Source organism: Polaribacter sp. SA4-12 (assembly GCF_002163675.1).
Classification (GTDB): domain Bacteria; phylum Bacteroidota; class Bacteroidia; order Flavobacteriales; family Flavobacteriaceae; genus Polaribacter.
In genome coordinates this window covers 1910001-1924984 of the sequence record NZ_CP019334.1, presented here as the reverse complement: position 1 = coordinate 1924984, position 14984 = coordinate 1910001, and the positions used below count along the sequence as shown (strand labels likewise).

General features: G+C 32.5%; 10 protein-coding genes, 1 tRNA gene and 1 rRNA gene. 2 read left to right on the top strand and 10 right to left on the bottom strand.

The window, feature by feature from the left end; translation table 11 throughout:
- Positions 1-91: 91 nt before the first annotated feature.
- The 10 genes from glgB to thrS form a co-directional block, all read right to left on the bottom strand.
- On the bottom strand, positions 92-1999 hold the full coding sequence (gene glgB / locus BTO07_RS08325) for a 1,4-alpha-glucan branching protein GlgB (protein ID WP_087520791.1): 1908 nt from the start codon (positions 1997-1999) through the stop codon (positions 92-94).
- 4 nt (positions 2000-2003) lie between these two features.
- Positions 2004-3632, bottom strand: a complete 1629-nt coding sequence (locus BTO07_RS08320; protein WP_087520790.1) for a trehalose synthase — start codon at positions 3630-3632, stop codon at positions 2004-2006.
- Positions 3632-5569 carry an alpha-1,4-glucan--maltose-1-phosphate maltosyltransferase gene (locus BTO07_RS08315; RefSeq protein ID WP_087520789.1) on the bottom strand — a complete coding sequence of 646 codons (1938 nt, stop codon included), beginning with the start codon at positions 5567-5569 and terminating at the stop codon, positions 3632-3634. The genes BTO07_RS08320 and BTO07_RS08315 overlap by 1 nt, the downstream gene beginning before the upstream one ends.
- A 44-nt stretch (positions 5570-5613) precedes the next feature.
- Positions 5614-6879, bottom strand: coding sequence for a glucose-1-phosphate adenylyltransferase (locus BTO07_RS08310; protein ID WP_087520788.1), 1266 nt, complete (start codon positions 6877-6879; stop codon positions 5614-5616).
- Positions 6880-6883: 4 nt separating this feature from the next.
- Positions 6884-8089 (bottom strand): glycogen synthase, encoded by a 1206-nt coding sequence (glgA, locus tag BTO07_RS08305; RefSeq protein WP_087520787.1) that lies wholly within the window; start codon positions 8087-8089, stop codon positions 6884-6886.
- Positions 8090-8302: 213 nt separating this feature from the next.
- A complete protein-coding gene (locus BTO07_RS08300; protein WP_087520786.1) occupies positions 8303-8884 on the bottom strand; it encodes a hypothetical protein in 582 nt (193 codons plus the stop codon).
- Positions 8885-8981: 97 nt separating this feature from the next.
- Positions 8982-9326, bottom strand: coding sequence for a 50S ribosomal protein L20 (rplT, locus tag BTO07_RS08295; RefSeq protein WP_087520785.1), 345 nt, complete (start codon positions 9324-9326; stop codon positions 8982-8984).
- A 94-nt stretch (positions 9327-9420) separates the two neighbouring features.
- Positions 9421-9618: a 50S ribosomal protein L35 gene (gene rpmI / locus BTO07_RS08290; RefSeq protein WP_087520784.1), complete on the bottom strand. Its 198-nt coding sequence runs from the start codon at positions 9616-9618 to the stop codon at positions 9421-9423.
- A gap of 86 nt (positions 9619-9704) precedes the next feature.
- Positions 9705-10223 carry a translation initiation factor IF-3 gene (gene infC, locus BTO07_RS08285; RefSeq protein WP_087520783.1) on the bottom strand — a complete coding sequence of 173 codons (519 nt, stop codon included), beginning with the start codon at positions 10221-10223 and terminating at the stop codon, positions 9705-9707.
- A 116-nt stretch (positions 10224-10339) separates the two neighbouring features.
- A complete protein-coding gene (gene thrS / locus BTO07_RS08280) occupies positions 10340-12280 on the bottom strand; it encodes a threonine--tRNA ligase (protein ID WP_087520782.1) in 1941 nt (646 codons plus the stop codon).
- 1014 nt (positions 12281-13294) lie between these two features.
- Between thrS and BTO07_RS08275 the strand changes: the two genes are divergently transcribed.
- Both BTO07_RS08275 and BTO07_RS08270 read left to right on the top strand, forming a co-directional pair.
- Positions 13295-14814: ribosomal RNA gene (locus tag BTO07_RS08275) — 16S ribosomal RNA — on the top strand.
- 79 nt (positions 14815-14893) lie between these two features.
- A tRNA-Ile gene (locus BTO07_RS08270) sits at positions 14894-14967 on the top strand.
- Positions 14968-14984: the final 17 nt, after the last annotated feature.

The following is a 14984-nucleotide window of genomic DNA, read 5'->3' as shown; positions in this document are numbered from 1 at the left end:
TTAAAAATGACTTCTCTTTTTTGTGAAGTATAAAAAAATGAACCCTCTTTTTTATCATTCTATTATAAGAGATAAAAAAGAGGGGTAGATATTATTTGTATTTGTACGCAATCATACCTAACGGAGGTAAATTAAGTTCGATAGAATTTTCTCTACCATTCCATTCTTTTTGGCTTGATGTTAACTTCTTGTTTGTATAGTTACCTGTTCCGTTATATTTTTTAGCATCACTATTAAAAACCTCTTTTAAAGTACCCGCTTTAGGTAAACCTATTCTGTAATTTTCTCTAGGAACTGGTGTTAAATTTAAAATGATAACTACATTATCTTTTTCATTTACACCTTTTCTAACATAAGACATTACAGAGTTTTCATGATCTCCATGATCTATCCATTCAAAACCTTCTGCTGAAAATTGTTTTTGATGTAAAGCAGGTTCTTTTTTGTATAGTTTGTTTAATTCTTTTACTAAAGTTTGTGCTCCTTTATGAACATCATATTCTAATAAATGCCAATCTAAACTTCCATTAAAGTTCCATTCGCTTGTTTGCCCAAATTCACCACCTTGAAACAATAATTTAGTTCCTGGATGTGTATACATAAGACTATACATTAATCTTAAGTTTCCAAATTTTTGCCATTCATCTCCTGGCATTTTTTCTACAATAGACTTTTTGCCATACACAACTTCATCATGTGAAAGAGGTAGCATAAAGTTCTCAGTAAAAGCGTAATTTAAACTAAATGTTAATTCATTTTGATGATGTTTTCTGTAAACAGATTCTTTTGCAAAATAATCTAAAGTATCATGCATCCAACCCATCATCCATTTCATTCCAAAACCTAAACCTCCATCATAAATTGGTCTAGATACTTGTGGAAAAGAAGTTGATTCTTCCGCAATTGTTTGTACATCAGGGAATGCTTCATAAACTGCAGCATTCATTTCTTTAATAAAAGCAATAGCATCTAAATTTTCTCTTCCTCCAAATTCATTTGGTTCCCATTCTCCTTCTTCTCTAGAATAATCTAAGAATAACATCGATGCAACAGCATCTACTCTTAATCCATCTGCATGATATTGGTCTAACCAAAAGATAGCATTACTAATTAAAAATGCTTTTATTTCGTTTCTTCCGTAGTTAAAAATTAAACTTTTCCAATCTTGATGATACCCTTTTCTTCTGTCTGGATGTTCATATAAATGAGATCCATCAAAGAAACCTAAACCATGATCATCTGAAGGAAAGTGAGAAGGAACCCAATCTAATAAGACTCCAATTCCTTTTTCGTGAAACTTATCAACTAGATATTTAAAGTCATCAGGAAAACCAAAACGAGAAGTAGGTGCAAAATATCCTGTTAATTGATATCCCCAACTTGGATCGTAAGGGTATTCCATGATTGGCATAAATTCTACATGTGTAAAATTCATTTCTTCTACATAATTTACTAAATCTTCTGCTAATTCTCTATAGCTTAAAAAACGACCTTCTTCAACTTGTTTTTTCCAAGACCCTAAATGAACTTCATAAACAGAATAAGGTGCATCTAATGCATTATTCTTCTTTCTGTTTTTCATCCACTTTTTATCATTCCAAGAATAATCATCTTCCCAAACTTCTGAAGCAGTTTTTGGAGGATGCTCACATCTTCTTGCAAAAGGATCTGCTTTTTCTGTTGTTACGTCGTTGTTGGCGCTTCTTATTTTATATTTATAAATAGTTCCTTTACCAATATTAGGAATAAAACCTTCCCAAATACCACTTCCGTCCCAACGAACATTTAAGTGATGTTCTCCTTCTAACCAAAAATTAAAATCTCCAATTACAGCAACTGATTTTGCACTTGGAGCCCAAACGGCAAAATAAGTCCCTTTTACACCATCTACTGTTATAATATGTGATCCGAATTTTTCGTAAAGACGATAATGTTTTCCAGCCTGAAAAAGGTTGATATCAAATTCTGTAAAAAGACTGTGTACTTTTGTTTGTGCCATAGTTTTATGAGTTCAAAATATTTGCAATACCTTTTAATGGAATAATTGTCCATTTTGGTCTTGAATTGAGTTCGTAACCTAACTCGTAAATTGCTTTTTCTAACAAGCAATATTTTAATAAAAATCTTCTTTCGTTTCTGTAACCTATATGTAGGTTTGCTTCTTTTGTGGTTGCAACATAGGTTTCCATAAAAATTGAAACCATGTATTTGTATAATAATTCACCATATTCAAAAAGGGCAGTTTGCTCTTTATTATATTCATCTTGATGATTAAATATGGTTGAATAAATTGCGTAATGAAAAGATCTAAACAAACCAGCAACATCTTTTAATGGTGGTTGTTTTACCTTTCTATCTCTAATTGTACTTTCTGGTTCTCCTTCGAAATCTAGAATGCAAAAATCATCATCTTGCACTAAAACTTGTCCTAAATGGTAATCACCATGAATTCTAATTCTTTCTCCTTTTAACTTTGTCCAATCAAAATTTACCAAACGTTTTCTAATTTCGTTTTTACTATCTAAAAATTCTTGTGCAAGTTCTAAAGAATAACCTTCTAGTTTATGCAAATTGTTTTCAGCAAGATTTAATCTATTTTGAAATTGATACGTTAACCTGTTTTTTAACCAAACCGTGTAATCTCCATTAAAACGAGTAGGAGTAAAAGCTGTTTCTTCAAACTCAGAACCTAAAGCAATATGCATTTCTGCTGTTCTTTTAGCTAATACTTTTACTTTATTTAATAAATGAAGTCCTATCCAATCTATAATCTGAGGAGAAACTTCTGAGATTTTTACGCGCTCAAACATTTCTACATCAGGTAAATTTGCAAAAGAAATATTTTTGCTATCTATGTTTTTATAAACCTTATGAATTTCTTTCAAGAAATATTCCCAAGCATCACCATTATTTGGTACTAATTTTTGCATTAATCCAATAGTGATGTTTACATTTTCAGAATCTATAATATTCATACTTCCTAAATAAGGAGGTGTGTTTTTAAATTCTTTTTTATGTGATAAAAAACGACTCATTTCATAGTCAGGATTTTTATCTGCATAAATTCTTCTAAAAAATTTTAAAATATAAGCATCATTATAAATGACAGAAGTATTGCTTTGCTCTACACCCATCAACCTTGATGATTCATAAGTAGGAAATTTAAAACCTTCTGTTTTGTGATATTGAACAGGAGTTTTATCAATAGGTAAAGCTGTACTAATTCTTTCGTAAACTACTTTTCTAAAGGCTTCTAAATGCGTAGCATCGATTATAAAACCTTCTTGATCTTTTAGCTTTAGTGGTAGAATTCTTCCTTCTTTGGTATAATTTTCATCAGAAACAAATGCGATTGGTAAAAAGTAATGATGATAAAAAGCTTCAACAAAATTAACTTCTAAAATTAATCCAAAATAGACTTCTCCTTCTTTCTGAATTCTAAAATATTCACTTAATTCTATATATTTTATTTTACTAGATTTACCACCATACCAGCGTTGCTTTTGAATATAATCTTCTAAAACATCAGATAAAAAAACGTTTACAAAATCTTTATCCTCAATTAATTCTTCCCATTTATTTTTTGATGAGAAAAGTGAAGAATTAGAAGTTGTATTCGTTTTGTTTGTCATTATTTATTGATTTTGAAAATATGGAAAGGCAATGTTGCATGTAATTCTACATAATTCCATTCATTATACCAGTTATAACAATTTCTTGTTACTAAATCTTCAACTTCTACTTTCTGACCGTGATTCACTTTTAAATCATGAAGCGGTAATTGTACAGAACCAGATTGCGAATTATAAGCATCTAAACTTATAATTGTTATTGTTTCATTTGATCTATCTTCATTCCATTTATAGAAAGCAATTAATTGATCATTACCAGTTTCTAAAAATTGAATATTATTTGTCTGTTGATAAGATTCGTGCTCTTTTCTAATGTTATTAATTCTAGAAATTAAAGTAGTTACTTTATTTTCTTTGAACCAATCATAGTGACAAAGCTGAAATTTTTCTGACATATAATATTCTTCCTTTCCAGGAATAGGATCACTTATCATCTGCTCAAAAACAGGTCCATAAATACCAACATTAGAACATAAAGTTGCTGCCAAAGCGTAACGTTGTAAGTATTTGCTTTCTGGCGCTCCTTGTAAATGAAACGGATTAATATCTGGTGTATTTGGCCAGAAATTAGGTTTCATATATTCTTTTTGTTCTGTTTGTGTTAAATCGTTCATATACTCAATTAATTCTTGCTTAGAATTTCTCCAAGTAAAATAAGTATATGATTGTGTATATCCTTGTTTTGCTAATTGTTGCATTACTTTAGGACGCGTAAAAGCTTCTGCTAAAAACAAAACATCAGGATGTTGTTTTTTTACTTCGGCAATAATCCATCCCCAAAAAAAGTAAGGTTTTGTATGTGGGTTATCAACTCTAAAAACATTAATTCCACAATCAATCCAATACAATAAAGTGTCTAAACATTCTTTCCAAAGATTTTTAAAGTCTTTACTTTCCCAATAAATTGGAAGAATATCTTGGTATTTTTTTGGTGGATTTTCTGCATATTGTACAGTTCCATCGGGTCTCCATTTAAACCAATCTGGATGATCTTTAACCCAAGGATGATCTGGTGCAGCTTGTAAAGCATAATCCATTGCAACTTCAATACCTAGCTCTTTAGCTTTTGCAACTAAGTTTTTAAAATCTTCAATTGAACCTAATTCAGGATGTAAATCTTTATGACCTCCTTCTTTTGAACCAATTCCCCAAGTAGAACCAACATCGCCATCTTGTGCAACAGTAGTGTTGTTTTTTCCTTTTCGATTAACTTCACCAATAGGATGAACAGGAGGGAAGTACAAAGTGTCAAATCCCATTTGAGCAACTCTTGGTAATAATCTATGGCAGTCATTAAAGGTACCATGTTTGCCTTCTTGTTCTGATGCAGAACGTGGGAAAAATTCATACCAAGTACTAAATCTTGCTTTTTTTCTATCTACATATACTTTAAATTCCGGAGAAGTTTCAGTTAGAAATTTCTGAGGATATTTTATGAAAATAGCCGTTAACTTTTCAGATACAGCTTCTTTAATTGCTTCTGAATAGTCGTTTGGATTTTTAAAAATAGCGATTAAGTGTAATAAGTATTCTTTTTCTTCTGAAGATACTTTCTTAGTAATTGAAGAAATCAATTCTGCTCCCTCTAAAAGTTCTGAGTTTACATGTTGACAATCATCAATTTTACGCTCTAAACCATGTTGCCAGTTTAAAACATAATCTACCCATCCTTCAATTTTATAAGAATAAAATCCTTGTTTTGCTGTGTGAAAATTGGCAATATATTCATCATTAGAAGTCGGTTGCATTCTAATTTCTGACCATTTTTTATCTGCTTCATGCTTAAATAATAAACTAGCTTGAAGAACATCATGTCCGTCAACTAAGACATCTGCAGTTACATTTACAATTTCATCAACAACTCGTTTTATAAATACTGTTCCTTGATTAATTTGTGGAGCAACATTTTCTACTACAATTCTACTTTGATTTTGCATTAATTCGGTTAATTTATTAAATAATAAAAAAGTAAAAATTTATTTTATCCTATATTAGTTCCTGAAGGAATTATTGCATCTTTCTTAATAACTACAATTCCATCTTTAACCATATAAGTATCGGTTTCTACATCTTTTATATGTTTACCTCCATTAATTCTTACATCATCTCCAATTCTACAGTTTTTGTCTACAATACAATTATGTATGTAACATCTAACACCAATACCCATCATAATCTTAATACCGTCTGCTTCAACTTGTTCTAATGATTCATAAGAATCATTACCCATCATATAGGTGTTAGAAATTAAAGAGTTTTTACCAATTCTAGAACGAATTCCAATAACTGCTCTGTCTATTTTTTCTGCTTGAATTATACAACCATCACCAATAACAGTTTTATTTAAAATGGTTCCAGAAATTTTAGATGTTGGTAAAATTCTTGGCCTTGTATAGATTCCTTTCTCATCATATAAATTAAATTGAGGTACATCGTCTGTTAAACCTAAATTTGCTTCAAAGAAAGAGTCTACATTACCAATATCTTCCCAGTAACCTTCATATTGATAACTTAATGTTTTATGTTCGTTTATTGCTTGTGGAATTATTTCTCCACCAAAATCATTGGTATCTGGATTTTCCATTAACTTAATTAATAAGTCTCTGTTAAAAATATAAATTCCCATAGAAGCTAAATAATCTCTTTTTTGAGACTTCATTTCTTCTCCAACATCAGATGTCCAATCTGGTAATAATTCAGCTCCAGGTTTTTCTATAAAAGAAGTAATTATATTTTCATCATTTGTTTTTAATAGACCAAAAGAAGTAGCATCTTTTGCATTTACAGGATATGTTGCAATTGATATTTCAGCACCACTTTCTTCGTGTTTCTGAATCATGTCATTAAAATCCATTTGATATAATTGGTCTCCGGAAAGTATTAAAGCATACTCAAAATCGTTTGCCAAAAAATGTTGCATACTTTGTCTTACAGCATCTGCAGTTCCTTGAAACCATTTGTCACTGTTTATTGTTTGCTCCGCAGCCAATACATCTACAAAAGCTGAACTAAAAAAGCTAAAGTGATAGGTGTTTTTAATATGTGCATTTAAAGAAGCAGAATTAAATTGAGTTAAAACATACATTCTTTTTATATCAGAATTGATACAGTTAGATATTGGTATATCTACCAATCTATATTTACCTGCAATAGGAACAGCGGGTTTAGATCTATCTTTAGTTAATGGATATAATCTAGATCCTTGGCCTCCACCTAAAATAATCCCTAATACTTTATCATTTATCATAGCCCTATTTTTTTAATGATTTATATAATTCTTCTACTTGTTTTGCTATTGAAATCCAATCAAAATAATCCTCTACTCTTTTACGGCCTTTTTGTGCCATAGATTTTCTTAATTCTGGATTATTAATTACTTTATTTACTCCATCTGCTAAATCTCTTGAAAATTTATCAGGATCGGTAGGTTCAAAAGGAGCAGAGTCTTGTTGTTGAACAGGAATTAAAAGACCTGTTTCTCCATGAACTACAACTTCCTTAATACCACCAACAGCACTTGCAACAACAGCTGTGTCACAAGCCATTGCTTCGATATTGATAATACCAAAAGGTTCATAAATTGATGGGCAACAAAATACATCAGCATGTGAATATAACTGAATTATTTCTTTTTTTGTAACCATTTTATCAATCCAGATTACATTTTTACGCGTCTTTTTAACTTCGTTAATGGCGTCTTCCATTTCTTTACCTATTTCAGGTGTATCTGGTGCACCAGCGCAAAGAACTATTTGAGTTTCTGGATCTATATATTTTATTGCATTTACTAAATGAATAATTCCCTTCTGCCTTGTAATTCTACCAACAAAAAGTACATAAGGTTTATTTTTATCTACACCATATTCATTTAGAGTTGACGTTTCTGGAGTGGTAACATATTGTTGTAAGTTAATACCATTATATATTACCTTAATTTTACTTTCATCAACATCAAAATGTTTTAATACATCTTGTTTTGTTTCTTCAGAAACAGCAATCAATGCATCAGCCATTTCAATAGCTGTTTTTTCTATCCAAGAAGAAGCATCATAACCACGACCTAATTGTTCTCTTTTCCAAGGGCGCAAAGGTTCTAAAGAATGTGTTGTAATTACTAAAGGTATTCCATAACAAAGTTTTGCTACAATACCTGCAAAATGAGAATACCATGTGTGACAATGAATTACATCAGCGTCAATAGGTTCTGCATTCATATGTAACCCTGTACTTAAAGTTTTAAAGATGGCTTTAAGTTTGTCGTCTGAGTTATCGAAAATCGGATTTTCGTAAGGAAATCCTTTTACAGTTGGGTTATCGTTAGAAACATCTTGATCTCCAAAGCATCTAACATCAACTTTCATAAGTTTGGCTAATTCCGCAGCAAGATATTCGACATGAACACCAGCTCCACCATAAACATATGGGGGGAATTCTCTAGTATAAAAAAGGGCTTTCATATAATTTTTAGTAATTAAAGTTTGTTTAGTTTTTTTTCAGAATCCTAAGTTAAGAAAATACTATTTAATGTACTAAAAAAGGGAAGTCATTTATTTGAGAATCATTATTATTATGAAACTCATAATAATAAGTTATTATCTAGTATTTTTTTGTAAAATTATCATTAGATCATAAAATATATGTTTAATAAATTAACCACTTCTAAGCAAAAATTAACCATTTCTCTGTTTATTAATCTCGTCTTGAAGTTGTCTGCGTAATTTTTGTTCTCTTTCTAAGGTGTTTTTTCTATGTTTTTCATATTCTTGCTCAACATCTATTAGGTTATTTTGAGCTTCTTTTGTTAGAACATTACTTCTGAAGAATTTAAAAATAAAATAAGATAAGCCTAGCATTAGTGCAATAATAACACCCCAAAGTGTCAGGTTATAAGTTGTTTTACTTAACTGAATTCCTAAAAGGGAAATAGAATTCTCTTTTTTTAAAGCAGTATCTAGAGCTAATTTAGTCTTAGCTAAAAGGGTTTTAGTTTCTTTAATGCTGTTCCTTTCTGTCAATAACAAACTTTCTTTTTCAGAAATTATTTTTTTTGAAGATTCTAGAGAATCTAAAACATTCAGTTTTAAACGCTGATAACCATCTTTACTAATTACCTTATATACTTGGTACGTAGTTGATGTTCTATAGATTTTATCGAATTGATTCTCTATAGTATTAGTGTCTTTAGTATTTGTTTCTTGTGCAAAAGAAACAGATGAAAGTAAAATGGCTGTAAGTAATATATGTAATTTCATTTTCTAGGTTTTGTTAGAGGTTTATTAAAAGAATAAAAGTAATAAAAAAACCCAAACGAATTCGTTTGGGTTTTTATTATAAGCAAGTAATTTATAATTATTTTATTTTCTCTACAACTGCCTTAAAAGCGTCTGGGCTGTTAACAGCTAAATCAGCTAAAACCTTACGGTTTAATTCGATATTGTTAGCTTTCACTTTTCCCATAAACTGAGAGTAAGACATTCCGTGTAAACGAGCTGCAGCATTAATACGTACAATCCATAAAGAACGAAAGTTTCTCTTATTATTTTTACGGTCACGGTATGCATAAAGCATTCCTTTTTCAACTGCATTTTTTGCTACTGTATAAACGTTTTTTCTACGTCCAAAGTAACCTTTTGCAGCCTTCAAGATTTTTTTTCTTCTTTTTCTTGAGGCTACTGAATTTACTGATCTTGGCATAATTTCAATGTGTTTTGTAGTAGGCGATTCAATTAAGAATACTTTTTATTTTTTGCCTAACTCCATGGTTAATAATTAAATTCCCTTGTTAAACTTATTTCAAGTTTAACATTTGCATAATGTTAGACTTATCTGATTTATGTACTAAACCGTCATGAGTTAACTTTAATTTACGTTTTTTAGACTTCTTTGTTAAGATGTGACTTTTAAACGCGTGCTTTCTTTTGATTTTTCCAGTACCAGTAACTTTAAATCGTTTTTTGGCGCTAGATTTTGTTTTCATTTTAGGCATCTTCTCCTTCGTTTTTATCTTGCTTATAAGATTGTTTATGCTGAACTGTTATGTTCAGTACTTTTTTAGAATCTATAAAATTCTAATTATTTTACTTTTTTTGGAGCGATAAACATAATCATACGTTTACCTTCTAATTTTGGTAATTGTTCTACTTTACCATATTCTTCAAGTTCCTGAGCTAATTTTAATAATAAAATTTGTCCTTGTTCTTTAAAAATAATAGAACGTCCTTTAAAGAATACAAATGCTTTTAACTTAGCTCCTTCTTGTAAAAACTTAACAGCATGCTTCTTTTTAAATTCATAATCATGCTCATCAGTTTGAGGTCCAAAACGAATCTCTTTAATCGTAACTTTAGTAGCTTTCGATTTTAAAGATTTTTCACGCTTCTTTTGCTCATACAAGAATTTCTTGTAATCAATGATTTTACATACTGGTGGTTTAGCCTTCGGAGAAATCTCTACCAAATCTAATTCCAGTTCAACGGATAGTTCTTTAGCTTTATCTAAAGAATATACACCAACTTCTACATTATCGCCCACAAGACGAACTTCGTCAACATATTTTATTTTTTCATTAATCCTATGTTGATCTTCTTTGATTACTCTTAACGGCCTTCTCGACCTGCTTCTACGTATTGCTATGACTAATAATTTTTAAGTTTAACTAATGGTTGTTTTCCAACCGTCTATTTTTTTATGATGAAATTCAAATTTAATTAAAATTTCTTCAATGTTTTACTTTCTTCTGTTTTAATTAAAGATATAAATTCTTCAATTGTAAATGTACCAATGTCTCCTTCACCGTGCTTTCTTACAGAAACTGTGCCATCTTGTTCTTCTTTCTCACCAACAATTACCATAAAAGGTATTTTGCTAACTTCTGCGTCTCTAATCTTACGACCAGTTTTCTCACTTCGGTTGTCTACGAGAGCGCGAATTTCGGAATTTTCTAACGATTCTAAAACTTTTTCTGAATATTTTTGATATTTATCACTGATTGGCAATAAGATAACTTGATCTGGAGTAAGCCAAAGAGGGAAGTTACCTCCCGTGTGTTCTAGCAATACCGCAATAAAACGCTCCATAGAACCAAATGGCGCTCTATGAATCATTACAGGTCTGTGAAGTTGATTATCTGCTCCTTTATAGGTTAAATCGAATCGTTTTGGTAGATTATAGTCCACTTGTATCGTTCCAAGTTGCCAACTTCTGCCTATTGCGTCCTTAACCATGAAGTCTAATTTAGGTCCGTAAAAGGCTGCTTCACCTTCTTCAATCACAAAATCTAGACCTTTATCAGTAGCTGCACTTATAATTGCATTTTCAGCAATTTCCCAAGTATCAGTATCTCCTATATATTTATCTGGGTTGTTTTTGTCTCTAATAGATACTTGAGCTGTAAAATCTTCAAAACCTAAAGAACCAAAAACATATAAAACTAAATCTATAACATCTTTAAACTCTTGGTCTAATTGTTCTGGAGTACAAAAAATATGAGCATCATCTTGCGTAAAACCTCTAACACGAGTTAATCCGTGTAATTCTCCACTTTGTTCATATCTATATACTGTACCAAATTCAGCAAATCTTTTAGGTAAATCTTTATAAGAATAAGGTTTAAAGTTATAAACCTCACAGTGATGTGGACAGTTCATAGGTTTCAATAAAAACTCTTCATCCATTTTAGGAGTTTTTATAGACTGAAAACTATCTGCACCATATTTTTCATAGTGACCAGAAGTAACATACAATTCTTTCTGACCAATATGTGGTGTCATCACCATGTCATAACCCGCTTTTTTCTGAGCAGCTTTTAAGAAATCTTCTAAACGAGCACGTAAAGCAGCACCTTTAGGTAACCATAAAGGTAAACCAGCGCCAACTTTCTGAGAAAAAGTAAATAATTCTAATTCTTTTCCAAGTTTTCTGTGATCACGTTTTTTAGCTTCTTCTAATAAAGCTAAATATTCAGTTAGTAACTTCTGCTTCGGAAAACTAATTCCGTAAACACGTGTTAACTGATTATTCTTTTCGTCACCACGCCAATAAGCACCAGCAACACTCATTATTTTAATTGCTTTTATGATTCCTGTGTTAGGTACATGTCCTCCTCTACATAAATCCGTAAAGTTATTATGATCACAAAAAGTAATTTCACCATCGGTTAAGTTTTCAATCAACTCAACTTTATATGGGTTGTTTTCTTCTTTATATAATGACAAGGCATTTGCTTTAGAAACAGAACGTAGAGAGAATTCATGTTTTCCACGAGCAATTTCTAAAAATTTAGTTTCTATTTGTTTAAAGTCTTTGTCAGAAATAATGTCATCACCTAAATCAATATCATAATAAAACCCATTATCAATAGCAGGTCCAATCGTTAATTTAGCATTTGGGTGAAAGCTTAAAATAGCTTCCGCTAAAACGTGCGCAGAAGAATGCCAGAAAGCTTTTTTTCCACCATCATCATTAAAGGTGTATAGAATTAAAGAACCATCGGTGGTTAATGGAGTAGTGGTTTCAACTGTTGTGCCGTTAAAATTTGCAGAAATTACGTTTCTAGCAAATCCTTCACTAATGCTTTTTGCAACATCCATCGGAGTACTGTTTACAGCAAACTCCTTAATAGTTCCGTCAGGTAAAGTAATTTTAATCATTTAATGTATCCTATTTAAGAATGCAAAGATATTAGAAAACAATTTTTCACACAATATATATGTGTACTTATTATAGGCGTGTGTTTTTTTTATTGGGTGTTCTCTTTTATTAAGAGTTTATATTCAATACCAGAAGCATTATCCATTTCAAATAAAAAGGATGCCGTTTCAATCCCTAACACGACTTATTTATGGATTAAATCCAAATTTCAAACTGATATCTTATATATAAGAGTCAATTCTTTTAAGTTTTATTCTCATTTTTCATATAAAAAGAACGATCATCTACTATTTTTTTTATGTTTCTATGTGTTTACAAAGAGTGTTTATAATGATAATCTAGCTTAGATTTTCAAAAGCTATAAAAAGAACAAGAATTGCATAAAATTTTTCATGTTGTAAAGTGTTAAAAACAATGGTTTTAGGAGGTGTTAAAAAACTAATTTAAAAAAAGTTTAAAAAAATAGTTGTGATATTAAAAAGTGGTTGTATGTTTGCAGCCGCTAAGGGAAATATGCTCTTTTAGTTTCGTTCATTGAGATGTTGTATTGGTTGGTTAAATGGAGAGGTTTAGTTGAGTGAAGTTATTAAAATTTCAATAAAAATAAATTTCATTTTTATTTGGTTACTGATTAAAAAGAGTTGTATGTTTGCAGTCCGAAATTTTCGGCAAAAAGTTCAGTTTTTTTAGGGGTAAGTAAAAATAAAAAAAATCATTTTTTTTTATTGTCAGATTAGAAATAGTTTGTATGTTTGCAGCCGCTAAGAAATACAGCAAAAAAAGTTCAGAGAGGTTTTGGAATGATAATTAAAAAAGTCAGTTAGTTCGAGTCTAACATTTCTACAAAGTTGAGTTAAAGGTAAAGATTGAGTTTTATAACTTGTCGGTGCCGACTCGGCACAGTTCATTGAAAATATTGAAATTGACAGCGTAAACAAAGAGTAGAATAACCATAACAATTAATTTTGTTAAAATTCTTTTGAAACTTATTCATTAAATATTATTTAAAATATACAATGAAGAGTTTGATCCTGGCTCAGGATGAACGCTAGCGGCAGGCTTAACACATGCAAGTCGAGGGGTAACATTGTAGCTTGCTACAGATGACGACCGGCGCACGGGTGCGTAACGCGTATAGAACCTACCTTTTACTGGAGAATAGCCTTTAGAAATGAAGATTAATGCTCCATAGTATTGCGACTCGGCATCGAGATGTAATTAAAGATTTATTGGTAAAAGATGGCTATGCGTCCTATTAGTTAGATGGTAAGGTAACGGCTTACCATGACATCGATAGGTAGGGGTCCTGAGAGGGAGATCCCCCACACTGGTACTGAGACACGGACCAGACTCCTACGGGAGGCAGCAGTGAGGAATATTGGGCAATGGAGGCAACTCTGACCCAGCCATGCCGCGTGCAGGAAGACGGCCCTATGGGTTGTAAACTGCTTTTATACAGGAAGAAACACTGGTATGTATACCAGCTTGACGGTACTGTAAGAATAAGGACCGGCTAACTCCGTGCCAGCAGCCGCGGTAATACGGAGGGTCCGAGCGTTATCCGGAATCATTGGGTTTAAAGGGTCCGCAGGCGGTCAATTAAGTCAGAGGTGAAATACCATAGCTCAACTATGGAACTGCCTTTGATACTGGTTGACTTGAGTCATATGGAAGTAGATAGAATGTGTAGTGTAGCGGTGAAATGCATAGATATTACACAGAATACCGATTGCGAAGGCAGTCTACTACGTATGTACTGACGCTGAGGGACGAAAGCGTGGGGAGCGAACAGGATTAGATACCCTGGTAGTCCACGCCGTAAACGATGGATACTAGTTGTTGGGCATTAGCTCAGTGACTAAGCGAAAGTGATAAGTATCCCACCTGGGGAGTACGGTCGCAAGACTGAAACTCAAAGGAATTGACGGGGGCCCGCACAAGCGGTGGAGCATGTGGTTTAATTCGATGATACGCGAGGAACCTTACCAGGGCTTAAATGTAGTCTGACAGCTTTAGAGATAGAGTTTTCTTCGGACAGATTACAAGGTGCTGCATGGTTGTCGTCAGCTCGTGCCGTGAGGTGTCAGGTTAAGTCCTATAACGAGCGCAACCCCTGTCGTTAGTTGCCAGCAAGTAAAGTTGGGGACTCTAACGAGACTGCCTACGCAAGTAGAGAGGAAGGTGGGGATGACGTCAAATCATCACGGCCCTTACGTCCTGGGCCACACACGTGCTACAATGGTATGGACAATGAGCAGCCATCTGGCAACAGAGAGCGAATCTATAAACCATATCACAGTTCGGATCGGAGTCTGCAACTCGACTCCGTGAAGCTGGAATCGCTAGTAATCGGATATCAGCCATGATCCGGTGAATACGTTCCCGGGCCTTGTACACACCGCCCGTCAAGCCATGGAAGCTGGGAGTGCCTGAAGTCGGTCACCGCAAGGAGCCGCCTAGGGTAAAACTGGTAACTAGGGCTAAGTCGTAACAAGGTAGCCGTACCGGAAGGTGCGGCTGGAACACCTCCTTTCTAGAGAAAGATGGTGAGTTACAAAAGGAAGTTTTACTCTTTGCTGTTAATTTTAAAAAAACAAAATATTAAGCTATTTAGTCTCGTAGCTCAGCTGGTTAGAGCGCTACACTGATAATGTAGAGGTCGGCAGTTCGAGTCTGCCCGGGACTACAATTTTAATATTTTAA

Bases quoted from the DNA above. Each gene is read 5' to 3' on its own strand.
- BTO07_RS08300 (WP_087520786.1), bottom strand. From the start codon at position 8,884: ATGAAATTACATATATTACTTACAGCCATTTTACTTTCATCTGTTTCT.
- BTO07_RS08310 (WP_087520788.1), bottom strand. From the start codon at position 6,879: ATGATAAATGATAAAGTATTAGGGATTATTTTAGGTGGAGGCCAAGGA.
- rpmI (WP_087520784.1), bottom strand. From the start codon at position 9,618: ATGCCTAAAATGAAAACAAAATCTAGCGCCAAAAAACGATTTAAAGTT.
- thrS (WP_087520782.1), bottom strand. From the start codon at position 12,280: ATGATTAAAATTACTTTACCTGACGGAACTATTAAGGAGTTTGCTGTA.
- rplT (WP_087520785.1), bottom strand. From the start codon at position 9,326: ATGCCAAGATCAGTAAATTCAGTAGCCTCAAGAAAAAGAAGAAAAAAA.
- glgA (WP_087520787.1), bottom strand. From the start codon at position 8,089: ATGAAAGCCCTTTTTTATACTAGAGAATTCCCCCCATATGTTTATGGT.
- BTO07_RS08320 (WP_087520790.1), bottom strand. From the start codon at position 3,632: ATGACAAACAAAACGAATACAACTTCTAATTCTTCACTTTTCTCATCA.
- BTO07_RS08315 (WP_087520789.1), bottom strand. From the start codon at position 5,569: ATGCAAAATCAAAGTAGAATTGTAGTAGAAAATGTTGCTCCACAAATT.
- glgB (WP_087520791.1), bottom strand. From the start codon at position 1,999: ATGGCACAAACAAAAGTACACAGTCTTTTTACAGAATTTGATATCAAC.